General features: G+C 72.1%; 15 protein-coding genes and 1 pseudogene. All 16 read right to left on the reverse strand.

The genetic code is table 11. The features are described from left to right. Positions 1–4 precede the first annotated feature (4 nt). Positions 5–2,182, reverse strand: a complete 2,178-nt coding sequence (locus tag ACFY3C_RS38555; RefSeq protein WP_390774151.1) for a hypothetical protein — start codon at positions 2,180–2,182, stop codon at positions 5–7. Next, complete coding sequence (locus ACFY3C_RS38560) at positions 2,182–5,943, reverse strand: putative baseplate assembly protein (RefSeq protein WP_390774152.1); 3,762 nt, start codon at positions 5,941–5,943, stop codon at positions 2,182–2,184. The genes ACFY3C_RS38555 and ACFY3C_RS38560 overlap by 1 nt, the downstream gene beginning before the upstream one ends. After that, on the reverse strand, positions 5,940–9,041 hold the full coding sequence (locus ACFY3C_RS38565) for a putative baseplate assembly protein (RefSeq protein ID WP_390774153.1): 3,102 nt from the start codon (positions 9,039–9,041) through the stop codon (positions 5,940–5,942). The genes ACFY3C_RS38560 and ACFY3C_RS38565 overlap by 4 nt, the downstream gene beginning before the upstream one ends. Further along, on the reverse strand, positions 9,038–9,424 hold the full coding sequence (locus ACFY3C_RS38570; RefSeq protein WP_390774154.1) for a GPW/gp25 family protein: 387 nt from the start codon (positions 9,422–9,424) through the stop codon (positions 9,038–9,040). The genes ACFY3C_RS38565 and ACFY3C_RS38570 overlap by 4 nt, the downstream gene beginning before the upstream one ends. Continuing rightward, on the reverse strand, positions 9,421–9,756 hold the full coding sequence (locus ACFY3C_RS38575) for a hypothetical protein (protein WP_390774155.1): 336 nt from the start codon (positions 9,754–9,756) through the stop codon (positions 9,421–9,423). The genes ACFY3C_RS38570 and ACFY3C_RS38575 overlap by 4 nt, the downstream gene beginning before the upstream one ends. Before the next feature lie 17 nt (positions 9,757–9,773). After that, a complete protein-coding gene (locus ACFY3C_RS38580) occupies positions 9,774–10,310 on the reverse strand; it encodes a phage baseplate assembly protein V (protein WP_390774156.1) in 537 nt (178 codons plus the stop codon). 117 nt (positions 10,311–10,427) lie between these two features. Beyond that, entirely contained in the window at positions 10,428–11,522 is a 1,095-nt protein-coding gene (locus ACFY3C_RS38585; RefSeq protein ID WP_390774157.1) for a hypothetical protein, read from the reverse strand. Between the two features lie 40 nt (positions 11,523–11,562). Further along, the gene (locus ACFY3C_RS38590; protein WP_390774158.1) at positions 11,563–11,934 is read right to left on the reverse strand and encodes a hypothetical protein; all 372 of its coding nucleotides are present in this window, start codon (positions 11,932–11,934) and stop codon (positions 11,563–11,565) included. Positions 11,935–11,946: 12 nt separating this feature from the next. Next, the gene (locus ACFY3C_RS38595; protein WP_386575057.1) at positions 11,947–12,633 is read right to left on the reverse strand and encodes a hypothetical protein; all 687 of its coding nucleotides are present in this window, start codon (positions 12,631–12,633) and stop codon (positions 11,947–11,949) included. Continuing rightward, on the reverse strand, positions 12,630–13,343 hold the full coding sequence (locus ACFY3C_RS38600; protein ID WP_390774159.1) for a hypothetical protein: 714 nt from the start codon (positions 13,341–13,343) through the stop codon (positions 12,630–12,632). Before ACFY3C_RS38600 ends, ACFY3C_RS38595 begins: the two co-directional genes overlap by 4 nt. After that, a complete protein-coding gene (locus ACFY3C_RS38605; RefSeq protein WP_386575055.1) occupies positions 13,340–14,023 on the reverse strand; it encodes a hypothetical protein in 684 nt (227 codons plus the stop codon). Before ACFY3C_RS38605 ends, ACFY3C_RS38600 begins: the two co-directional genes overlap by 4 nt. Positions 14,024–14,039: 16 nt before the next feature. Continuing rightward, positions 14,040–20,573 carry a DUF4157 domain-containing protein gene (locus ACFY3C_RS38610; RefSeq protein ID WP_390774160.1) on the reverse strand — a complete coding sequence of 2,178 codons (6,534 nt, stop codon included), beginning with the start codon at positions 20,571–20,573 and terminating at the stop codon, positions 14,040–14,042. Continuing rightward, on the reverse strand, positions 20,570–20,854 hold the full coding sequence (locus ACFY3C_RS38615) for a hypothetical protein (RefSeq protein ID WP_390774161.1): 285 nt from the start codon (positions 20,852–20,854) through the stop codon (positions 20,570–20,572). The genes ACFY3C_RS38610 and ACFY3C_RS38615 overlap by 4 nt, the downstream gene beginning before the upstream one ends. Next, the gene (locus tag ACFY3C_RS38620) at positions 20,845–22,824 is read right to left on the reverse strand and encodes an ATP-binding protein (protein WP_390774162.1); all 1,980 of its coding nucleotides are present in this window, start codon (positions 22,822–22,824) and stop codon (positions 20,845–20,847) included. The genes ACFY3C_RS38615 and ACFY3C_RS38620 overlap by 10 nt, the downstream gene beginning before the upstream one ends. Positions 22,825–22,860: 36 nt before the next feature. Further along, complete coding sequence (locus tag ACFY3C_RS38625) at positions 22,861–23,760, reverse strand: Pvc16 family protein (protein WP_390774163.1); 900 nt, start codon at positions 23,758–23,760, stop codon at positions 22,861–22,863. A gap of 60 nt (positions 23,761–23,820) precedes the next feature. Then, positions 23,821–24,107, reverse strand: a pseudogene (locus ACFY3C_RS38630) (hypothetical protein); the annotation flags it as partial.

Raw genomic sequence — 24,107 nt, forward strand, 5'->3', positions numbered from 1 at the left:
CTGCTCACGTCACGAAGAAGATCCCGGTGTCCGCGCCCGCGGGCGTGTACTCCGCGAGCCGCGCCCTGAGGCCGTCCTCCCGCTGGGGCCGGTACAGGTCGTGGAAGGCGCCGAGTTCGGCGCCGTCGTCCGCGCCGCGCCGGATCTCCTCGGCGCACCGGTCCGCCAACTGGCCGTACCAGGGCGTCCCGTAGCGCTCGGAGGCGAACAACGGCCGTACGCGCCCCGCCTGTTCGGGACCGACGAGGTCGGGCTGGCAGCGGTGGCGGCGCGGGGTGCGCGAGCCGGGCGGGACATAGGAGTACCGCAGGCAGCCGATGCCGCGCCGGGCCACGTGGAGCCTGCCGGTGAAGACCGAGTTCTCGGCGATCTCCACCGCGTGCGTGTGCACCTCGCCGATGACGGTCGTGCGGTGCAGGTGCAGGACGGCGTGGGCGTGGCGGCAGTCCGGGGCGGAGAGGGCCTCGCGGTCGGGGCCGGTGGCGTCCAGGACGCTGTCGCGCAGATGGATGTCGAGGGGGTCCTCCGAGACCTCGTCGCCGATGACCTCGATGGTGCCGAGGATGCTGTGCTCGATCTGGAGGCAGGCCGTGGTGCGTTCCAGGACGATGCTGGGTTCGTCGGGCGAGTGCGGCTCGCACTCGGGCTCCAGCGACCAGCCGGGTACCAGGGTGGAGTGCCGGACGACGACGGCGCCCATCGGGCCGGTGACGTTGATGCCGCGGCCCGCGACGAGAAGTCCGTCGAGGACGACCCGCGGCCGCTCGTGCGGGGCGCAGTCGTCCTGCACCGCACGGATGTTGAGGGCGTCGGGGCGGTTGCTGTACCAGTCCAGCAGCCGGATCACCGGCCTGGTGCCCTCGGCGGCCCGCAGTTCGAGGCGGTCGCCGGGGTCGAGGTCGAAGTCCAGCTGCTCCTGGTAGGCGCCGCTGTGGGTGATCTCGATGACGCCGGTGCGCTCCGGGCTGCCCTCGTCCTGCCAGGCCCGGTAGGCGTCCATGATGCGCTGGTACGGCTGGCCGGGGCCGACCCGGTAGAAGTCGGCGTCAGGTCGCGGCTCGCGGTCGGGGCGCTCGTACTCGCCGCCGCCCATGTCGGCGCCGGACGCGTAGTGGTAGTCGACCCACACGCCCTGCCGGGGCGCGGAGCGGGAGCCGAAGGCGATGCGGCCCAGCTCCGGGTCGACGGCGACCTGTCCACGCCCCGGGCGGTAGCGCCAGTCGGACAGGTCGGCGACGACGATGTCGGCGGGTGGTACGGGCCGGTCCTCGCCGTCGCGCCGGATGACGAGGCTCTTGCCGGGGCCGTAGTAGTCGGCGAGCCGGTCGTGCAGCAGGCGGCGGGTGATGAACGCCGGGACGTTGTCGACGGCGGCGATGTGCGCGGGCGAGGGCTCCGGGACCGGCTTGGTCACCAGGGGGGTGTCGTTGCCCAGGATGGAGAAGGTGTACAGGTTGCGGGCGCGGTCGATGCAGTAGGCCGGGGACGAGGTCAGGGAGTACGGCTTCAGCCGCCAGACGAAGAGCCCGACTCCGGCGGGAGTCCGACCGCCCTGCCTCTTGGCGGAGTTGGCGCGCCGCACGTCGACCGTCCGGGCCGTCTGCTCGAAGGGACCGCCGGCCAGGGCGAGCGCGCTGCCGTCCCGCAGGTCGAGCAGGCGTCCACGGTCCCCGCGCCGGCCGGTGCCGTACAGCTTGACCGGCTGGGTGTGGGCCACCAGCCGGGACAGTTCGACGGCGCGGGCCGGCCAGTCGGCGACCTGCTCGGACAGCTCCTCCAGGAGGTGGAGGGTGCCCTTGCGGCGCCGGTTGGCGACCGTGGCCGCCACGTCGCGGCGCGGGGCGACGGCCTCGGCGAGCGCGTCCCGGCCGCCGGTGTGCAGGCCGGTGGTGAGGACCCGCTCGTAGCCCGGCAGGGTGCGGTAGCCGACCAGGTCGCCGAGGTACGGCAGCACCCAGGGCGCCGCGGTCTCCACGAACAGGTCCGCGTAGCCCCGCTGGACGCCGTCACGGACCCGGTCGAGCTGCTCGGCGATCACCGCGAGCAGGGCCCGCAGCGGCTCGCCCTCCTCGGCGTCGCGCAGCCGGTGCCAGCGGGGCAGCAGCTCGGCGAGCCCGTCGGGTTCCCGGGGCAGCACCGGGGCCAGGGCCTCCAACTCGACATCCGTCGGCTTCGCGGACATCACTTGACCTCCGTCAGAATCAGGGTGTCCGCGGCCCGTGCCGACAGCATGGTGAGCTGGGCCGGCCGGATGCCGCGGAAGACGAACACCGTCCGGCCCTCGTCCAGGCGCCGGGTGTCGGTGATGTCGGGGTTGAGGCGCAGGAGTTCGGCGAGCGAGATGCCGTGGCTGGCGCAGACGGACGACAGGGTCTCGCCGTGCGTGTCGCGGACCGTGTGGGTCCGTTCCTCGTACGACGCCGGGTGCGCGGGGACGGACACCCTCGGTGTGCCGGGGCTCGCGAGCAGTGCGGTGAGCTGTTCCGGGGTGGCGGAGGCGGGCACGCCGGTGAAGACGTCCACGTCCACGTAGTCGACTCCGGGCACGGAGTGCGCGGCGGCGAGGACCTCGGAGAGGCGGGCCGGACGGCCCAGCTCCCTTCCCTCGTAGCCGAGTCGGAGCAGCAGTGCCTGGCGCAGCCTGGGCTCGACGTACTCCCAGGCGTGGTCCGGGGCGAGCTTCGCCCTGGCGGCGATCAGCAGCAGGACGAGTTCGCGCACGTCCACCCGGACCGGCAGGTTCGGGTCGCCGTACTCGGTCAGTGCCCCGCGCAGGGGCCGCAGGTTGTCCTCGCCGAGCGGGACGTCGTCGGTTCCGGCGACCGTCACGTGCAGCACGCGCCGCCGTCCGTCGAAGAGTTCGCGGGCCGCCGCCCGGCCGATTCCGGCGCGGGAGCGGGCGAAGTCCTCGTAGTCGGCCTCGGAGACCAGCCGGTCCAGGGCGGAGACCGCGAGCGGGATCGTACGGCGGGTGAGTCCGGGCCCGTCCGCGTCGGCGCCGCCGGTCGCCGGGCGCGGGTTGGTGACCGCGGTGACGCCGAGGGGACGGGTGAGCGGCTGGGTGATCCGGTCGGCCGGCACGTTGGCGGCCTTGCCGGTGCCGAAGCGGTAGCGGGCGCGGACGTTCTCGTGGCCGCTGGGCAGGCGGGCGCCGTGGACTCCGTCGCCGAAGGTCACGGTCGTACGGCCGTCGGAGGCGGTGCCGGTGATGTACACCCGCTCGGTGGGGCCGCGCCCGGCGAGGCTGTCGACCTCGTGCCAGAGCACACCGTCCACGCGGATGTCCAGGACGGGCGTGGCGCCGAGGGGGTTGTCGGCGGCGAGCCAGGTCAGCGGGGACTGCCAGAGGGCGAAGGTCTGGTTGACGCGGTCGGAGTCCCCGCTGCCGATGGCCTCCTCGCGGCTCTCGCCATGGGTGGCCTCGACGACGTTGCCGAGGACGCGGACGCTCGCCCGGTGGTAGCGGTGGACCAGGTCGGTGGTGAGCGTGAGCCGGGTGTGGACGTGGTCGCCGGGGAGTCGCGGGTCGACGGCCGGGTCGGCGGCGGCGATCGTGACCACCTCGGTGGCGGTGACGCCGGTCGTGCCCGGGACGTCGGTGCGCTCGCCGCTCACGATGAGCGTGCGGCCGGGGCGCAACCCGTCGTACAGCTCGTCGAGTTCGATCTCGTTGCCGTGCACGTCCTCGCCGAGCGGCTCGTCGGCCGGGCGCAGCGGCTCGCCCGCCGCGTGCACGGTGGTGTCGCGGATGTGGGAGAGCAGGACGTCGGACTCGTCCAGCCAGGGTTCCGCGAGGGTGAGTTCGGTGCCGCGGCCGGTGATGCCGTAGTTGGAGTACGCCGCCGTACGTGCCGCCACGACCTGGGTGGTGACGAAGGCGTACTTGGCGTCGCCGGGTACGGTCGTGCCCTTCGTGGGCCGCTGGATCGCCACCCAGCTGCCGACGGTGATGTTGTCGTGCACGCTGTCCAGTTGCAGGACCCGGCGGTTGAGGGGCTCCGGCTTGCCGGCGATGACGATCTCGACGTTGGGCTCGGTGCTGCCCACCGTGTACCTGAGGCTCACCTCGTACTCGCCGTGGGTGATCTGCTTGGTCTCGCCCGGCCGCAGGGAGATCTCCTGGGCCGTGCCGTTGTGGATGCCGATGTGCACCTGGCCGTCGCCGTCCGGGCGGGACACGAACAGCCTGCGTTCGGGCAGGCCGGAGTGGAGGCGGGCGGTGACGCCGGGTTCCTCGGCGGTGGCCGGACGGCGGCTGAGCCAGCTCAGCTCGCGGTCCTGGGGGGAGCGGGTCGACAGCTCGACCTGGCCCGGGCCCAGGATGAACGTGACCGGCTGGGCGACGGGCAGGTTCTCCGCGCGCTGGTCGCTGCTGCTGCCCTCGACGTACTGGAACTCCGCCCGGACCGGGGCCTTGCCCGCGGGGTCGTACACCACGCGCATGCTCGCCAGCACCGCGCCGGTCAGCGGCCAGTCGGCGGTGCGGATGACCCGGCCGCGCTCGTCCTGGACGGGCTTGAGCGGGGCGGTGGCACCGAAGGGGGCCGCCGTGACACGCATCGCGAGCAGGTCGCGCAGGAGCTGCACGGTGCCGGGTGCGGCAGCCGTGCGCCAAGCCGGGTAGAGGCTGCCGAGGCCCGGGTTGAGCGCGGAGAGGAGACGGGCGGTGTCGGAGCCGGGGCGGCGGCTGCGGGCCCCCTGCCCGGGGGCGGGGACGGCGGTTCGCAGGGCCGGGAGGACGGTACTCAGGGCCTGGAGGGCGGCCTGGCGGGGGTCCGGGAGCGTGGCCTTCTCGGCGGCGGCCTCCGTCGGCTGCGCGAGCTGTGTCGGCCGTGTCGGCTGTGCGGGCGCCAACTCCAGTGCGCGCTCGGCCAGTTCCGCAAGCACCGCCTCCAGCTGCTCGAACCACGCCGCCACGTCCTCGTACGGCTCGGCCAGGACCTCGGCCTCGCGCAGGCGGGCGACGGGCTCGCCGAGGCGGGCGGCGAGGCGCTCCGGGGTCCTGACGCCGTCCAGGTCCGTGCGCAGCGGGGCGAGGACCTGGTCGTCGAAGTCCTCGATCAGGCGGCTGACCGGGCGCGGGTTGGGGACCTCGGGGGTCGGCGGCTCGTCGCCCGGTTCGCCGGGGGCGGCCGGCGCGGCGGTCCAGCGCCGGACCTCGTCCACCAGCTCCTTGAGCGTGGGCGGGGCCGATTTGGGCAGCGAGATCGCGGTGATCTCGTCGTCGCGGTCGATCCGGACGCCGGCGACGGGCAGCAGCTTCCGCTGGCCACCCGCCTGTTCACCGAAGACGAAGAGCAGCTGGTCGCCGGTCTGGAGGGAGTTCGCGGTGCCCTCCACGAACAGTTCGGAGCGGCGGTCGAGGTCCTCGGGTGTGACGAGGGAGGGGCGGCGGCGCCGTACCTTCAGCTCGTTCCAGTCCCAGCGGGCGGTCAGGTCCCGCGCGGTCTCGAAGGTCAGCGACTGCTCGTCGGCGGAGGCGGGCACGCTGTGGCTGCGCGCCCCGCGCGGGACGAGCACGGGCAGGGCCTCGGCGCGCGGGTCGCGTTCGAGGGTGTACGCCAGATGCGTGGAGGCCGCGACTCCGGGGCGCGGCCGGTGCCCGACGAGCCGTCCGAGCAGCACCAGGGAGCGGTGCTCGTTGGCGGTTCGGATGTAGGCCTCGTCGGCGATCCGCTCGGAGTGGAAGGTGAGCAGGTCGCCGAGGACGGCGGTGGCGTCGAGCAGGCCGACGGCCGGATCGTCCGGGGTGCGGACGGTCAGATCGGCCAGGGCCGGGTAGGCGGGCGAGGCCAGCCGGTCGAGAAGGGCGGCGAGGAAGGAGCCGTACTCGCCGACCCGGTAGTCGAGCGCGGTGCGGCCGGGCGGGTTGTGCGGCGGGGCGGGGGCGAGGCGCTCGTCGTGGCCGCCGCACGCGCCGCCGCAGGAGCAGGCCTGGCTCATCGGGAGCCTCCCAGGGATATCGCCAGCCGGCCCTGTTCGGGCCGGTCCGGGTCGTTGTCGCAGGTGGCGATCTCCAGCGGGCCGAGCCGCAGCACGCCGTCCTCCCTCTCTCCTCGGTCAGGTTCGAACAGCCGCCGCATCCGGGTGACCTCGACGCTCTCCACCCCGGGGACGGCCGCCGCGGCGGCGACCAGACGGCTGAGCCGGACCGGCTCGCCGAAGATCAGCGCGTCGGGGTGGAAGAAGCCGAGCCGTCCGCCGGGCAGCCGGCCGCTGCCCAGCACGCGGTACAGCTCGGCCAGGATCTGCCCGTGCTGGTGGCCGGGCAGGGCGCACACGGTGAGCGCGATGTCCAGCGGCACCGGCCGGGCGGGGCCGACCACCAGGTCGTGCCCGATGCGCCGGTACGCCTCCAAGGCCTGCGCCGTCGAGGCGAGCAGCTCGTCGGACGGGGTGCCGCTGCCGTACGCATCGATCGCGACGTGCGCCTCCTGGACACTGCCGGTCCAGCGGATCTCGGCGGCGGCCCGCTGCACTCCCGGCAGGGCGGAGGCGAGGGCCGCGTAGTCCTCGGCGGTGACCGCGCGCAGCCGGGTGCGGCGCAGATCGAGCGGTGCCAACTGGCGTACCTGCTCCAGCGGTTCGGGCTCGGTGCCGCCGGTGGCGGGCAGCGGGTTGCGGACCGTGGCGGCCGGTGCCGCGCCGCCCGCCTCGACGACGAGGTGGTTGATGGCCTCCGCGCCGACGTTGCCCGCGAAGCCGCCGCCCAGCCGGTAGCGCACGGCCAGGCGTGCTCCGGGCGCCGGCTCGGCGCCGTGCCGTCCGTCGCCGAAGCGCAGGGCGAGGCGCCCGTCGTCCTCCGGCTCGCCGACGAAGTGCCGGTCGCGGGCGGCGCTGTCGAGCAGGTCGCGGCGCGGTTCCCAGACCGTGTCCGTGCCGTCGTGGAGTCGTACGGCGGGCAGCGCGCGGCGCGGGTCCTGGGCGAGCGCGACGGTGGCCGAGCCGCGCAGGACCGGCTCCTCGGGGTGGAGTCCGGCCGCGTACGCCGGGCCCCAACTGTGTGCGATCTCCCAGGCGATGTGTCCGTCGAGGACGGTGCCGGCGCGGGCCCGGGCGGCGAGGATCTCGACGCGGCGCAGCTTGGCGTCGAGCAACTCGTCGGTGCGGTGCAGGAGTTCGCGCAGGGCGCGGACCGGGTGGCGGCGCAGTTCCAGCCGGTCCAGCACCTTCAGGCCGTAGATCAGGGCGAGTTCGGTGATCTCCTCCTCACCGAGCCCGTCCCGGTCGCGCGCGCTGCGCCACAGTTCGACGAGCCGCTGCCGGACCCGGCCGGGGATGGCGGCGATCCGCTCGGCCTGCCCGGCGGCGACCGTGCCCGGGTCGGGGAACGGCACGGCCTGGGTGACCGGCGCCCGGCCGAGGACGGGGCGGAAGCGGGGGCGGATGCCCGGGTAGACGGACTGCGCGAGCAACGTCCGCAGCGCGGCGGCCTGCGCGTACGCCGTGCCGGGCACGACGCGCTCATGCCGCTGCCCGGCGCGCTCCAGGCCGAGCCCGGCGCGTACGGTGGCCCGCTCCCCCACGACCTCGAACAGCTCGCGGATGTCGTCCGGGGTGAGTTCCCGGCCGCTTTCCGCCTTGTCCGTGAGGGAGCCGAGGAGTCGGGCGGGCGCGTTGCCCTCCGTACGGTCGTAGCAGCCGAATACGGGAGGGTCGCAGGGCGCCACGACGGCCGGTACCGGCGGCACGGTGACCGTCTCGGTCGAGCCGGAGCGGCCGTGGTCGACGAGGACGGCGTTGCCGCGGGCGAGGGTGACGTCCTCGACGGGCAGGCAGTCGCGCCCGCCGCGGGTGGCGAGGCACAGCGGGAAGCGCAGGGCGTCCTCGGCGGCCCAGGTGACCTCCAGGACGGGCTGGTCCTCGATGCGGTCCAGGCCCGGGGTGACGGAGGTCAGGCGTACGGCCTGGCGGTGGGCGGGATCCGCGTCGCCGGGGGTGCCGGTGCGCGGGCCCTTGACCTCCTCCAGGACCAGGACGTCGCCCGGTTTCAGGTCCAGTCGGCGTTCCCGGCAGGTCTCGGGGTCCGCCCACTCGTCGCGCAGGGTGGCCGCGGTGGCCCCCTTGGGCAGGGCGCACACCTCGCCGCCCCAGGTCCACAGCCGGATCGCGTTGTGCGCGACGCGCAGCCGCAGCGGGTCGGCGGCGACGACCGGTTCGAAGACCTCCACCGAGCCGCGCTCGTCCAGGTCGCCGAGGTCGTTCTCGTCGATGACGGTGCCGGGCTCGGGGCGGTCGTGCGGGTCGAGGGTGCGCACGTCGACGGAGGCGAATCGGAACGTGCCCGGGGCCAGGGTGTGGTCGGCGGCGGTCTCGACGGTCACGTACGCACGGGCGTTGCAGCCGTCGTGCATCGCGTAGTCGATGAGCCGGACGTGCCGGCGCACCGAGACCCGGCGGCGCGCGGTGTCCAGGTAGGCCTCGGTGGCGACCGCGTCCTGCTGGTAGCTGATCTGGTCGCCGGTGTACGCGAGCAGTTCCACCAGGGTCGTGCCCAGGTCGGCGGGGTTGCGCTGCACCCAGTCGGGGGTGGTCAGCGCGAGCCGGTCGAGCAGCAGCTTGCGGATGGTGTCGTAGTCGCGGGCCGTGTAGTCGATGACCGGGGCGGTCGGGAAGGCCGGGGGCTCCTCGGCCTCGTCCGTGCAGTCGAAGGAGGTGGGGCAGTCGGGCCGGAAGGCGAAGGTCGCGCTGTGGTAGCGCTGGTCGAAGCCGCGGTACGGCTCGCTGCCGGGCCGGCCGTAGGGGTCGGCCTCCACCAGCGACAGCCGGTAGCGGGAGGTGTCGCCGGCCCGGTCGAGGGTGACGTAGAGCCGGTCGTCCAGCTCCGGGTCCTCTTCGCGCTCGACACTGACGTCGACGGCGGTGATGCCGGTGATGCGCCGGCCGCCGTCGATGCGGACGTTCTCGGGGCCGAGGCCGTGCGGGGCCTTGCCGAGGAAGGTGACGGTGAGCAACAGCCCGTCGTCGCTGACCTCGACGGCGTCGACCCCGCCCAGCTGGGCGGCCCGTACCTTGGCCCGCCGGGCGGTTCCCGCGCTCATGCCGCCCTCCCCTCGAAGACGTCCTCGCGGACCGCCCCGGTGACGCGTACGAGGTACGACAGATGCACGCGTACGACGTCGTCGCCGCTCTCGATGTCGAGGGCCACGACCTCGACCAGGTCGCCGAGCCAGCGCTGCAGCGCGGCCCGGACGGAGAGTTCGAGGGTGCTGACCAGTTCGGGGCTGCTCGGGGCGAAGACCAGGTCGAGCAGTCCGCAGCCGAAGTCGGGCCGCATCACCCGCTCGCCGGGGCTGGTGAACAGCAGCTGCTCGATCAGGTCGTGGACGTGCTCGGCGGGGCGGGCGTGCGCGGTGCGTCCCCGGCGGTCGGCGTGGAAGGGGAACGCGATGTCGGTGCGGGTGCGTGGGCTCGTCGGCGTCATCGGACGGTGACCTTTCGCTGCGCGGCCTGGACGACGGGCGGTCCCTGCGGGACGAGGGCCGCGCTGAAGCACTGGGCGGCGGAGGTGTCGAGCAGCACGGACGCGCCGGCGACCATCACGCCGGTGTCCGCGGCGCTCCAGCGGACCGAGACGCACGGCGAGGGCACCCCGTCGAGCGTGTGCGAGCAGCCGGTGACGACGTACGTGTGGGCGGCCGTGGCGACGGCGGCGCCCGCGATCCGTGCGCCGCCGGAGGGTGTGGTGGCGGGCGCGGCACGGCCGCCGTGCGGGCAGCCGATCACGGCGCTCGCGTCCAGCAGACTTCCGGACAACTTCTTTCCCCCGTTGTCTATCGCTTGGAGAGAACGGTCAACTGGCCCTCGTTGATGGTCACTTCGCGGCCGCGCAGGACGACCTCGGCGCCCGCGCCGGTGGCGATGACCACGGCTTCCTTGGTGATGCGGATGTAGGCACCGCCCTGGGCCTGGAGGAGGATCCCCTGTTCGGCGCCGGCGGTGTCGTTGAGCACGATCTTGTGGTTGCCCGGGGTCTGCACGACGACGGGCTTGTTCGTCGCGTTGCCCTGGAGTTCGCGGCGCGCGTCGGGCGGCAGTTCGCCGGCGTCGCCGTACCAGCAGCCGGTCCATACCGGGAAGCTGGGGTCCCCCTGCTCGAACTCCACCCACACACCCGCGCCCGGTGGCGGCACCACGAACTGCCCCGACTCCGGCCCGGTGAACGGCAGGCAGGGCAGCGCCCAGGTCGACGGTTCGTCGCCGAGGACGTCCGGGACCTCGGCCGTGATCCGGCCGATGCGCAACGGGTCGTCGTTGCTGACCACCCGGCCGCGGAACTTGCCGAGGTAGCGATTGTTGGGTGCCGCCATACTGAACTGCTCCTGGTCGGTGGGTGGTTCAAGTGCTTCGGTCGGTTCGGTCGGTTGGCGCTCTTCGACCGCTCGGGGCTCTTCTGTCGCGGCGGCCGCGTCGGGTCACGCGCACGGTCACGGCTCCACGCGGTCGCTGCGCGCCTCCAGCCCCTCTCGGGAGAGGGTGAAGTTCTGCTGGAAGGAGCCGGGGCGGAGGTTGTGGGTGACGGACTTGACGTAGTAGTCGCCGTCGTACGCCCGTCCCGCGCCGCGCACGCCTACGAGCCGGCGCGGCTGGAGGAGGTAGCCGTGCCGGTTCACGTCCAGCGAGCCCGAGCCGGAGACGACGTCGGCGGAGACCGCGGCCCTGGCGAGCAGTTCGGCCTCGGCCTGCTCACGCTGCTGCTTGGCGGTGCCGGACAGCGTCTTGCGCTTGAGGGCCGGCGTCGGGCGCCTGCCGAGGGGCGGGCGCAGGGGGCTGATCGGCGGCTGGGGCAGGAGGGTGGCGTGCCGGGTGCCAGGGTCCTGCCAGCGGGCCTGTGGCTCTTCGCGCGCGGTACCGTCGTAGGCGAAGGTCAGCTGGTCCACCGTGGAGTTGGCGTCCATATTGACGTTGAGGGCGTGCTGACGCGCGCCGAGACGGACCTCGGGTCCCCAACGGGCGGACGACTGACCCGGGTTGGGACCGGGCTCCAGATAGAAGGTGTATCCGTTGGCGCGGGCCAGGTCGGTGACGTACTGGAGGTCGGTCCCCGTCTGGTAGTGCACGCGGAGGTCCTGGTGCGGGGGCTGGGCCACCCTCTCGGTGTAGACGTCCGGCCGGATGCCGTAGTCCGAGTACCGGCGCAGGATGGCCAGGACGCGCTCGGACGGGGGCAGGTTGGGGTAGCGGGCGGTGCGCTCCTCCAGGTCCATGAGCAGGGTCAGGTCCTCGCCGGTGACGGTGAGGGTGGAGTGGCCGGGGATGTTGCTGGCGCCGACCTCCTGACGCACGATCAGCCCGTCGAACAGCACCTCGGGCGTACCGCTCACGCTGACGTTGACGATGACGCGGGTCTTCGGGTCGAAGAATCCCTCCGGCAGGAGCCGCGTGCTGATCATCCCGGTCTTGGTGAGGTCGAACGCGATCTGGAAGCCGCTGCGTTCGCCCGCCGTGGCGGTGATCTGGGCGGACAGCAGCGCCTCGGCGACCTCGGCCGGGACCGGGCGGGCCAGCGTGGGCCCCCCCATGAGGATCTGTATGTGTACGGGGCCCTGCCCCACGCGCTGTTCAGACACGCCGGTCTCCGCGCGAGAACCCGCCGGCCGAAGGTATGTCGATCACACGGCCGGCCTCGTCGGTCAACTCCCGCGGATCGAGAACGGGATTGGCGTCGGCGATCCGCCACCACTGGCCGGGGTCGCCGAAGAACCGCTGCCCGAGCAGATCGGGCCGGTCGCCGGCGCCGACGCTGTGCGCCTCGGTCTCCTCACCACTCCGGTCGAGCGGCGGCAGCAACCGCCGTTTGGTGTACCGCACTTCGGTCCCGTCATCCCTCCGGTACACCCCGATCTCCGCATCGTGGTACCGGCTGGTGCGCGGGTAGGGATGCGCCCCCGGTATGGAGTCCAGGGCACTCTCATAAGGCTCGGTGTTGGACATGGCGTGCTGTGCTCATCCCCTTCCGGTCACGAGGTCGGCACCGCCGAGCCCGAGCAAGCCGAGGCTGCCACCGCGGGCCATGGCGGCGAGCCGTTCCTTCTGGGCGAGGTGCGCCATGTACAGGTCGGCACCGCGATGCCCCGCGGGCAGGTCACTGACGGTCAGGATCTTCATCCCGATGCTGAGCGAGGCCCGGATGGGGTTGAGGTTGACGTCGAAGGCGGACTCATTCACGGAGAGTTCGGTCAGCCGGACGGGCATGACCCGCTTGCTCCCCCACGTGAACAGAGTCAGTGGCATCTCGATCGGACTGATCTCGATGGCCCCCTTCTCCGTCAACTTGCTCGCCGCCCGCAACTGCGCGGTGGTCGGCTGCACGAGCATCTCGAGCGTCGCGAGCTGCGGATGGATCCCGTCGGGCGCGGCGATCTCCAGCTGATCGGTTGCGTCGATCTCGGCGGTGAACTTCCAGGTCTCCTGGGCGGGACCCTTGAGCCGGAGTGCCTCGTTACGGTCCCCGCTTCCGGTTCCGCCCCCTCCGGCGTCACCACCGTCGCCGGCGGACTGCGGCGAGATGCTGCGCTCCAGGGTGTCGGGGTTGAACTGGAGCACGACGATGCGCTGCGGGGTCCCGGTGGCGGGGTCCAGTACGACTATGCCGGAGCGGATGGGCTTGGGGATGTCGGCGTAGCGGGTCATGCGCGCGCCTCCAGGCGGGCCCTGAGGCCGGAGTAGTCATGGTCGGGAAAGATCTCCGGGAACACCTGCAGCATGTTCTGGATGTTCTCCGCAGCTCCCTGGAAGTCGATGTCGCCGAACCGCACGTCGGTGAAGAGGTACTGCCAGCCGTAGGTCCCCTTGGTGACCAGCAGCGCTTCCAGGTATTCGGGGTACCCGATGTCCATGCGGAAGGTCCCGCGCGTGGCGTGGTGGTACCAGACCTCGGGAACCGTCGAACCCTCGGTGACGCGCAAGGCCGACAGGGTCCCGCCGCCCCCTCGCAGGTGTTCGTCGAAGGGGCGCAGCTCGGCGCAGAGCCGCTCCTCCTGTTCCGACGGTTCGTCGACGGCCGGCTCCACGCCCGGAATCAGCATGGCCGCGGCGATGTGGTGGAGGGAGAATTCTCCGGTCAGGTACAGGTCCGGCCGTTCGACGGCCCAGTGGCTGGACAGCCCCTTGAATCGCAGATAGACGCGGCGCAGCGAGGCGTCCAGGCTGATTCCCAACTCGTCGGTGAGCAGCTGGAACGCCTCGTCGGCATCGCCGATGTACTCGTCGACAGGGCCCCTCTCCTCATGGAGGACGTCGACGCCGGGAGCGTCACTCAGTTCGTCGAGCAGACCGAGGAAACGCCGCTCGGCTTCGGTCAGTTCGAGTCCGCTCCCCGGCGACTCGGCGTAGCGGGTCATGTGCGCGCCTCCAGGCGGGCTTTCAAAGGCGCATAGGCGCGCTGCGGGAATGCGCTCGAGAAAAGGGCGAATGCTTCCGTCAGGTTTTCGACGACTTCGCCGAATTCGGGCTGCCCCAGGTCGATGTCGGCGAAGAGGTACTGCCACCCGAAGGCACCCTTGGTGACCAGCACCGTGTCCAGGTACGTTCCGTAGGTCAGGTCCAGGCGCTCAAGCCGGGACCTCGTCGCGTCGTGGTACCAGAGTTCGGGCTCCGGGCTCTGCGAGGACGCACGCAGCCCGGTAGCCCGGCCGGTGCCGGCGTAGGGCTCCTCGTCCATGATCTTCAGGCCCGCCAGTACCCTTCGCTCCTCTGGGGTGAGAGCGGCGTCCTCCATCGGTGGATGCCAGCGGGTCAGGCAGGTGACGATGTTCGTGATGCAGAACTCGCCGCCGACAAAAGGTCCGTCGACCGAGTTCCAGGAGAGGTGCACTTCCTCGACGGGAAAGTAGTACTCCGACAACCGATCGGCCGCGAGCGGTTCGACATGCTCCAGAAGCACCGCACGCGCCTCGGCCGGCCCCGTGGGCAGGAGGAGCGACTCGTCGAGGGGGCGGGTCTCCGTCTCGATCGAGTCAAGCGCGCTCAGTTCCCGCACCGCGTGGGCACTGCGCCCGGCGAAATCACTCTCGTTTGCCATCCTCTTCACCCCTCCCTCACCTGAAAGAAGTCCAGTCGATTCTTTTGGCGTCGTCCAGCTTCTTGAGGTTCACGATCGACCGCCAAAGGTCTCGCCTCGTGTCGGGACGCATCCGCGGCCGTGCAGCCAGCACCGCTTTTCCGATGTCCCGGATTCCGCTGTAGACAGGGCGAGGCCCGGTCGACTTTCCGTCCGCATCCTTGCCCGCAATATATCTGGCGGCCGTGATCGAAATTTCACCCGCCGCAACGTAAATGCTGTCTTCACCCGCCTGGTTGATGAAGAGCTTGTTGTGCTCGTCCTTGCCGGGCAGCGGAATGTTGCTCCATCGGACCGTCCGCTTCGCCGGCAGAGGAAGCCAGGAACTACGCTTCTCTCGCGCTTCTCCTTCGATGCGCCGATAACCGCCGTAACTCGACTCCATCGACCGGGGGAAACCTTCCGGGTATCCGTCCGGAGACGGGGTGGGCCCGGCAGGGTGGAACTGGACTCTGGACGAGAACCAGACCATCTCCTCGGGTGACGGAACCGCGTCGAAGGCAGGTCGTTCGACCTGGGTCTTGAAGTCGCCGTTCATGACGTTCCTGGCGGGCACGAGATTGTTGTCGGTGGCCATGCCGCCGAGCGCTTCCGGGAGCAAGTGCATACGTACCCAGGCCGTGTTGTTCGAGAGTCGCTTGTCCCTCACGTACTGCCACCCGTTCGGATGGTTGCCCCGCTCTGCCTGACTTGCGATCTGTCCGGTGTTCTTGACATGGCGGCTCAGGAACTTGGCCGTGATCTGACTGGCCTGCGTCTGGTGGAACACCGGGAGTTCGGGTTTCGGCAGACCGTCCTCATCGACCTTGTCGAGCTGGATCCTGCTGTTGACCCGCTCTCCGACGATCACCGGGGCCGACGGATTCAGCCTGGCCGTCGTCGTGACGTCCGGGTTCCCGGCGGCGTCGAGCGCCGTCAGGCGGTACCAGAGACGTTGCACCTCCAGCAGTTCCCGGAAGTTCACCTCCCACATCCCGTCGCCCTTTAGCTTGTCCTTCAGCAGGCGGCGGATCCTGGCGACGATCTTCTGGAGACGTTCCTCCTTCGACTCCTTCGAGTTCTCCTCCTTCTTGTGCCTGTCCTTCTCCCGCCTCGGCTTGGGTCTGCCCGGTCCGCCCTTCTCGTGGTGGGGCTTGGACCTGCCCGGGCCCTTCTCGCCCGGCTTGGACCGGGGTCGCTCCGGGCCGTCCTTGTCCGGCTTCCGCTTCGGCTTGTCCGGACCGTCCTTGCCGGGCTTCGCCTTGGGATTGCCAGAGGTGTTCCCGTCCTCTTTCGGCCGGGGCTTCCCGGGGGCGTCCTTGCCGTCCTTGTCCTTGGGCGGGGTCTCCTTTCCGTCGCCCTTGGACTTGCCGGGGGCCTCCTCCTTGGGCCTGCCCGGAGTACTGCCCTCCGGGTCCTTGGGCTTGGTCGTGCTCGGTGTCTCCTTGGGGTCCTTCGGCTTCTCCGGTGTGGCGTCCTTCGGCCTGCCCGGTGCCTTGTCGTCGGCGTGCTTCGGCACCGCGTCCGGCTCGGGCTTCGGCTTGGGCCGGGGCGCCGGCTCCGGCTTGGGTCGCGGGGACGGTGTGGGCCGGGTGTCCGGCTTGCCGGCCGGCCGCGTGCTGCCGGGCTCGTTCGTCTTCGGCCGGGCCGGGGCACCCGCGTTCTCGGGCACGGGCCTCGCGTCCTTCGGCCTGCCGGGGCCCGCGCTCGCCTCGTTGGGACGCGTCGTCGGGCGCTCGGCAGGGGGGTTCGCCGTAGGCCGGTCCCGGCGCGGCGCGCCCGGCTCGTCGGCTCCGCCGGCCGGAGCCCTGCCCTCGCCCCGGCCTTCCTTGCCGCCGCGGCCGAGCTTCGCCGCCACACCCTTCAGACGCTTGCCCACCTTCGCGACGTACTTGCCGATGCCGTCCAGCAGTGCCTGGTAAGCCAGCTCCAGGAGGGCGACGATGCCCGCCGCGACCGCCTTGGCGAACAGGAGGCCCGCGCCTCCCTGGCGGACCGCACGCAGCCAGGCCAGGACCGCGCCCATGGCGCGCAGGATCTCGCCCAGGGCGCCGATCGCCGTCCGGATCGCGTCGATGACGGCCATCACCCAGCCCGCGCCGGGAATCAGCTTCGCGATGACCTTGGTGATCACGATCTCGCCGATGATGAACGGGAGCTGGGGCACCACGGCGTCCCAGGTCTCCTTCACGATCCGTTCGAGCGAGAAGCCGCCCTTGATCAGCTTGTCGATGATGGCCTTGGGTACGCCGATGATCTCCTCGATCTTCGACTGGAACCACTGCTTGACGGCGGACTGGACCTCGTGGAACAGGTGGTTCTTCGCGCCGTCCACCGCGGAGTTCTTCGCGCCGCTCAGCCAGCCGCCGGGGTCGTCCAGGAAGTCGATCGCGATCATCATGAACTCGCCCAGCGCACCCAGGAGTTTGGAGGCGTAGTCGAGGATCGTCCTGACCGCGTCGATGACGGACTTGATGACGTCCATGAGCATCTTCTTGAGGATGTTCAGGATGTCGCTGAGCATCTTGGCGAGGGCGTTGAGCAGGTCCGTGACGATCTGCTTCAGCGCTGCCGCGAGCCTGGTGACGAACGCGATCGCCGCCGCGATGAGGTCGGTGATGAACTTCCTGATGCGGGCGGCCAGTTCGATGACGGCCCGGACCATCGCCTTGGCGAACTCGATCAGGTCGTTGATCAGGTTCTTGACGGTGTCGACGATGAACTTCCGGGCCTCGTTGATCCAGCGCTCGACGGTCTCCTTGAAGTTCTTGATGAAGCCGACGACCGCGTCACGCGCGTCCCGGATGATCCGGACGATCGCGTTCTTGATCTCGATGACCTTCTCTTTGATCCAGTCGAAGGCCTTCGTGAGCCAGTTACCAGAGTCCTTGGCCGCGCCGTCCGTCTTGTTCTTGGCGTCCGTCTCGGCCTGGTCGCCCTTGTCCTTGATCTGCTTGTCGCTGTCGGTCTTCTGCTTCGAGACGTCGTCGTCGGTCTTCTTCTCGCGGTCCTCGACGTCCTTGCGCAGCTTCTCCGACCGCTCGGTCTTCTTGCTGCCGAGCTTCTGGAGCTCCTGGTCCTGTTCCTTGCGCCAGTCGGTGCGCTGTGACGTGACCTCGTCGAGGGCCTTCGTCCGCTGACCCGTCTGTTCCCGCGTGTTCTTGCCGATCTCGCCGTCGACCTGCTGCTTGTGCTTCTGCTGCGAGTCGCGGAAGTCCTTGTCCTTGGTCTGACGGCTGTCGGACATGCCCTTCTGGCCCTGGCTGAACGCCGCCTGGAACTCGGGCCCGCGGTCGTGCTCCGCCACCGCGGACGCCGCGTCCGGGGGTACGGCGCCGGTGGACGCCTTGCCGGGCGCGGCGGCCTTGGCGCCGTCCGCGCCGGGCACCTTGCCCTTCAGCTGCTCCTGGGGGGCGTCGGGGTAGACCTGGTCCTCGCCCATCCCGCGGCCGGAGTCGTCCCGTGCCGTGTCGACGGTCTCCTGGCCCTTCGCGTCGACGGCGGAACCCTGTTCGCCGGCCGTCTGCTCCGCGGCACCCTGCATCTGCACGCCGGGCGCGTTGCCAGCCTGGGCCTGCTTGAGGGCCTCGTCCTTCGTGGGCAGCCCGGCGAACTTGGCCGCCAGCTCCTGCTTGTCGACCTTGAAGCCGAGCTTCTCGGCGAGCCAGCCGATGCCGAAGCCGAGCGCCATCTTGAAGGTCTGCCAGCCGCCCGGCTCCTCGGCCTTCTCCGCCTCGATCTGGCCTTCGGGCTGCTTCGCGCCCGTGACTTCGGCGTTCTCCTGCTCGGGTGCCTCCGACTTCTGCGCCGGGTCCTGCGAGTACTGGGCGGGTGAGTCGGTCCTCGGCTTGCCCTCCAGGGTCTGCGGCGCGCCCGCGGGACGCTGCATCGAGGGCGGCGCGGCAGCGAGCTGTTTGTGTTCGTCGCCGACGCTGCGGTCGACCGAGCCGCCGACCCCGCCCATCGCCTCCAGCGCCTGGTGGGGCTTCAACCGGGCGGCCGTGCTCAGCCCGGCCTCGGGCGAGACCTGGGAGAGGTTCGGGGCCGGCCCCGAGTCCTTCTTCCCCTTCCCCTTGCCGGCCGGCTTGCTGGCGACGCCGCCGCTCGTGGCGCCGGAGGCAGCGGGTGCCGACTTCGGGACCACGGTCCTGGGTGCCCGTTCCTCCGTCGGCGCGGGCTCGGCGTCGGCTGCCTTGGGCGCGGGCGGCTCGGGCGCCGGGGCTGGGGCGGTCGTCCGGGTAGGAGCGGGCTGCGGGGCCGCGCTCTGCTCGCTCGGAGAGTGGTCGGCCTCGGTCGATGCCCCGCTCCGCGAGCCGCTGGTGGAGCTGCCGGGACGGCCCGCGTTGGATCCGCCGGTGATGTGGGAGTCGCGGGCTGCCGAGGGCGACTTGGCGTCGTCCGTGCGCTCGGTTCCGGCGGCCGCGGCCGTGGGGCCCTGCTGCTGCTCGCTCTTCGGCGCGGGCGCAGCGGCCGTACCGCCCACCGCCTGCGGGGAACTCTTCTCCTGACCGGCTGCCGCCCCGTCCCCCGCGGCCGGAGTGCCCTTCTCCTGCTTGGCCGCGGTCTCCTTCGCGGCCCCGCTCTCCTCCGACCTCCCGCCGTCCTGCGCGCCGGGCGCCTGCTGCACCGTGGTCTGTGCCGTGACCGGTCCGGCCTTCGGATCGTCGCCGCGCTTCGGGTCCTTGGAGACGGTACCGGTGTCCGACGGAGTCGTGACCGTCCGGTCCGCACCGAGATCGGCGAGCAGGGTGTCACCCGGTCCGCCCTCCGTCTCGCGGGACGCGGAGGTCTCGGCAGCCGTTTCCTCGGCCGTGTCGTCCTCGGACTCCGCCTCCGCTTCGGCCGCCGCGTCGTCGGCGTCCTCGGCGTCGCGCTCGGCCTGCACCCGGTCGGCCTTGGTCAACGGGGGTGCGGGGAAGTCGGGGAGCGACTCGCTGCCGGACGTGGCGTCCTGCGTCGCGTCCGCCGTAGGAACCCCGGACAGGTCGGGGTCCTGCTCCGGCAGGAAGTCCTCCGGCTGGAGCTTGGTGTCCCAGGCGCTCGCCTCGCCCCCTCCGACCTCCACCTCCGAGGTGCTGTCAGACTCGGCCGCGTCCTCGTCCGCCGACTCCTCGGGGCCGTCGAGATCCTGGTTGCGTACGCCGTCCAGCCTGCTCGACAGTGCGGGCAGCTCGGTGTCGCGGCCCACAGTGGGCGAAGCGGTCGGTTGTTCCGGGCCGCGCTTGTCCTCCTTGCCTGCCTGCTTGCCGGTGACGAACTGCTCGGCGGCACCGGGGCGGTTCCGGGCGGCGGACTCCTCCGCGCCGGCCGTGGGGGCGCCCTGCTGGTCGCCCGTCTCCTTGGCGCCCTCCTCCTTCTTCTGCCCCTGGTCGGCTCCCTGTGCCTGCGTCTTCTCCTCGGCCTGCGCGCCCTGACCGCCCTGTGCGGTGGTGGCCCCTCCCGCCGGTGCGGCCGCCGTCGCCTCCCGTTGCCCGGATCCGGAGGACGACCGGGCTCCGCCGCCGCCCGCCCCGGAGCCCGACTGCTGCCGCTGCTCCTCGCGGGTGCCGCCGTTCGGCGGAGTGCTTCCGGGCGCGCCCTCGCGGTCGGTCCGGTCCTTCTCCGGACCGGGTGCGGTCTCCGGCTTGTCCTTCCGGGCCTGCTCCTCCGTGTCGCCGCGCCGGGCGCTCTCCCGCTCGGCCTGGATCTCCTCGGCCGTGTCGGGCTCGATCTCGGGGGCGTCGTGGGCGTCGCGCTCCACCCGGTCGTCGGCGAAGTCGTCGTACGCGTCGATCTCGTCGACGAGGTCCAGCACCCGGTCCTGTTCGGAGCCGAGCAGCCGGATCTGCAGCCGGTCGAGGACCTGGTCGAGCAACTCCTCGGGCAGTCCGGCCAATTGCTTGCGGGTGCGCTTGGACAGGTCCTCGGGGTCGCCGCGCAGCGACCGTACGACCGAGTTGGCGAGCCGGTCGACGAGGGTCGCCGGATCGATCGCCTCCGTGCGCCTGCGGTCCGCGTCCAGGGTGGCGTACCGCAGCCAACCGGGTGTCTCCTGCCCCTCCCGCACCTCCGGGGCGGACTGAGCCGGGTCCGGTCGTACGAGGTCCTGCGCGGCCGCCTCCGCCTCCCGCTCGATCGCCTGCTGCGGCAGACTCACCGCCCCCGGTTCGCGTCCGGCCCGCAGCGCCCCGAGGCCATGCGGGTTCTGCACGGTGTGCAGCAGCTCATGGGCCAGCAGGCGCCGGCCCTCGTCGGTGCCCGGCTTGAAGGCGCCCTCGCGGAAGAGGATGTCCTGGCCGACGGCCACGGCGTCCGCGCCGAGCAGCTGGGTGAGCTGTGCGGCGTCCCGGCCGGTGTGCAGGCGTACCCGGCTCAGGTCGTGGCCGAGCTGCTCCTCCAGCTCGCGGCGGACGCCGGGGTCGAGCGGCTGGCCGGCGCCGCTGACGATGTCCTTCGGCTCGGGGGCACGTGACTTGGCGGCGCGCTCCTTGCGCTTGCGCCGACGTTGTTCGGCGCTCTGCTCCGCGCTCTCCTGCTGTGCCTGGGAGCTCACGGTGTCACCTCCCCGTGGCCGCTGAGTCCCTCGTGCACCGCGCGGGCCAGTTCCTGGCCGAGCCGGCGTGCGGACAGCCCGGCGGGCAGGGGCGCGAGGCCGCTCAGGGCGTCGACGGTCAGGGCGCCGTGCGCGGCAAGGGGTACGCCGCGCAGCCTTACCAGCCGGGTCAGTTCGCGTTCGAACGCGGCCGAGACGTGGGCCGGGTCCGCGCGGAAGCCGTCGAGTACGAGTTCGCCGATCTCCACGCGGATCGCCGAAGGCCGTCTGCTCACACCCATCCGCGGACCTCCGTCGGGGTCAGCGAGCGTTCCAGCTTGAGGTATTCGGTGCGGGCGGCCGCGAGCATGTGCCGCATCTGCAGCCGGTCGCCCTCCTCGGCGGCGAGGAACGCCCCGGACAGGGCGATGTTGCGGATGGAGCCGCCGGCGACCGTGAGCCGGGCGAGGAGTGCCGGGTCGATGTCCTTGACGGGGGCCTGCGGTGGCAGCACCCGGCGCCAGATCTCGGCGCGTTCGTGCTCGGCCGGGAAGGGGAAGTCGACCACGAAGCGGATGCGCCGAAGGAAGGCCGTGTCGAGGGCCTGCTTCATGTTGGTGGTGAGGATGGCGAGGCCCCGGTAGGCCTCCATCCGCATGAGCAGGTAGCTGACCTCCAGGTTGGCGTACCGGTCGTGGCTGTCCTTGACCTCGCTGCGCTTGCCGAAGAGGGCGTCGGCCTCGTCGAACAGCAGAAGTGCGCCGCCGCGTTCGGCGGCGTCGAAGACGCGGCGGAGGTTCTTCTCGGTCTCGCCGATGTACTTGCTGACCACCTGGGAGAGGTCGACGACGAACAGGTCGAGGCCCAGCTCGCGCGCCATGACCTCGGCGGCGAGCGTCTTGCCGGTGCCGGAGCCGCCCGCGAACATCGCGGTGACGCCGAGGCCGCGGCGCAGGGTCGCGGCGAAGCCCCACTCCTGGTGGACGGTCGCCCGCTGCCGTACGTGCGCGACGATCTCCCGCAGCACGGCCGTCTGCCGTTCGTGCAGGACGAGGTCGTCCCATCCGGCCTGCGGCTCGATCCGGCGGCCGAGTTCGTCCATGCCGATACGGGCCTCGTCCAGACCGGCCCGCCAGGCGAGTTCGGCGGGGTCCAGCTCGTCCTCGTGGGGCAGTCGCCGACGCACGGTGGCGGCCGCGGACCGTACGACGTGCGGGGGCAGCTGGAACTGCGCGACCAGGGAGCGGAGTTCGGTGTCGCCGAGGTCGGTGACCTCCTCGAACGCCTGGGACCAGAGTGCCAGTTGCTCCTCGTCGTCGAGTTTCGGCACGGGCACGCGGACGCCGTGCGGGCGCCCGCCGCTCAGCGGATCCTCGCCGGACACGACGACGGGTACGGCGGCTCCGGCCAGGAACGCCTCGGTCGCGGCCCGCTGGTCGCGGTCGAGTTCGCCGGCCTCGACCAGCAGCGCGGCGGGCAGCAGAATCGCCTCGCGCTGCCACAGCCGGGCCAGCCGGTCGCGTTCGGCGGGGTCGGTCGGCACGTCCTCGGCGCTCATCGCGTACAGGCCGAGGCCGCAGCGGGCGGCCGCGGCGGCGGCGATGTCGGCCCGGCTGCGCAGGTCACCGCCGGTCACCTCGACCAGCATCGGTGCGCCGGGGCTGCGGACGTCCTCCGTCCAGCCTTCCGCGAGCCGGCTCGCGGCAAGGTCGTAGGAGGGCGGCAGCGTGTCCGGTGCCGGGCTGCGGCGCAGCTGGCCGTGCAACCGGGTGTCGAGGTAGGGCGAGCCCAGCAGGAAGTGCAGGATGCGTTCGTCCAGCCGCAGTCGGGACGCGGTCAGCCGGGTCTCGTCCTCCAGCTCCACGATGCGCCAACGCCGCAGCGGTGCCACGGGGGTGAGGGCGCTCCAGTGCGGCCCGTCCAGGGCGGCGAGGGCGAGGGAGAGGGTGGGGTACGTGCGCTGCGGGTCGCCTGCGGCCGCGGCGCACCGGGCGCCGGTCGTGGAGTCGAGTTCGTCGGCGGCGGTGAGCAGGACGAGGTCGCGCTCGAAGGGGGTGAGGCCGAAGCACGTGACGAGGGTGTCGAGGGGGGCGGTGTCCTCGGGCACCGGTACGACGCCGGTGTCGGGGGCCGCGGCCGGCTGCCCGCCGGTCCCCTGGTCGGTGACGCGCGCCGCGTGGGCGTCGACCCGGGCCAGGACGCGCCGGATCCCGGCGGTCAGCGCCGTGCCGTCGTCGCTCGGGTGCGTCGCGCTCGGCTCGTTCGTGCCCATGTGTTCACCTGCCCCCGTCGTGTCGCCCATGCCGTCTCAGTTCTCCGCGCCCTCGTCGCCGCCCGCCCGCGTCGCGGAGCCGGAGTCCGGGTCCTCGGCGGGCCGTGCGCTCTTCGGCGTCCGCTTCGCGGTCCGTGCCGGCTGCGCCGCCTTCCGCGTACGGGCGGGTGCCTTGGCCGCGGTCCTGGCGACGGCCTTGGCAGGCGCCGCCTTCGCGGCCTTGCCGGGTGCGGGCTCTTCGGCGGGGGTCTCGACGTCCTTGTCGGGCCCGTCTGTTGACGGTCCTTCAGGCTGCGGCTCAGCCCCTGGAGGGACCGGCGCTCCCGGTGCTCCGAACGGCAGCACCCGTACCTCGGGCCGTTCGACGGGCTTCGCCGGTGCCGGGGTCTCGCGGCCGTCGATGAAGACGAGGGAGGCCTGGTAGACCACCGACAGCGCGTACGGGGTCTGGTAGAGCATCCCCCACAGCTTCGACGTCTCGTCGATGTCCATGACCGACTGGGTGAACCGCACCCGCTGGGCCGCCTCGGCGAGGTTGCTGCCCGCCAGGTAGGGCTTCTCACCGGCGAGTTCGATGACGTCCTTGGGCAGGACGGGTATCTCGTGCAGGGTGCGCACCACCGAGCCGATGAGCCGCTGCCCGACCAGCTCGGTCTCGTCGCCGTACGCGGTGATCAGGTACTGCAGGTCGAGTGCGGCGGCGGCCCGGCGCACCAGCCTGCCGTCGGGCGCGCGGGTGGGCAGGTCGTTGTTGCGCTGCGAGGTGTTGGGGGTGACCTGGTAGAGGAAGACGGAGATGGTGGGGTCCGTCGGCGGCTCGGTGGGCGGCTTGCGCGGCTCCACCTTGACGGCCATGTCGATGTCCGGCTGCAGATGGGACTCGATCAGCAGGGCCAGGGCCTGGCTGACGTGGGCGAGGGCGAGTGCGTTGCTCATGACGTCAGTTCCCCGGTTCCTCTCGTGTTGCCTCTCCCGCCACGCTCACTGCCGTGCGGCTCACTCGCGCCCCCGTGCCAGGTAGTCCGCGAGGCTGAGGGCCGCCCCGGGCCGCTGTGCCGACCGCGCCGGCTGCCGTGGCCCGTTCCTCGACGGCGACTGCCCGGCGGTCACCTCCAGGCGGCCGATCTGCACCTGCACCACCTGTTCGGGCGCCTTCCCCGGCCGACGTGCCGCGGCTTGTCGTACGGCCTCGCGGGCCGCCGTCGTGTCCGCGGCGCTCGGCCTCGGTGCCGCGGACACGACGGCGGCGGGAGCGGCGCCCGCACCCGGGGGGGTGGGTGCGG

Origin of the sequence: Streptomyces sp. NPDC001410 (assembly GCF_042895235.1) — a bacterium.
Classification (GTDB): Bacteria; Actinomycetota; Actinomycetes; order Streptomycetales; family Streptomycetaceae; genus Streptomyces.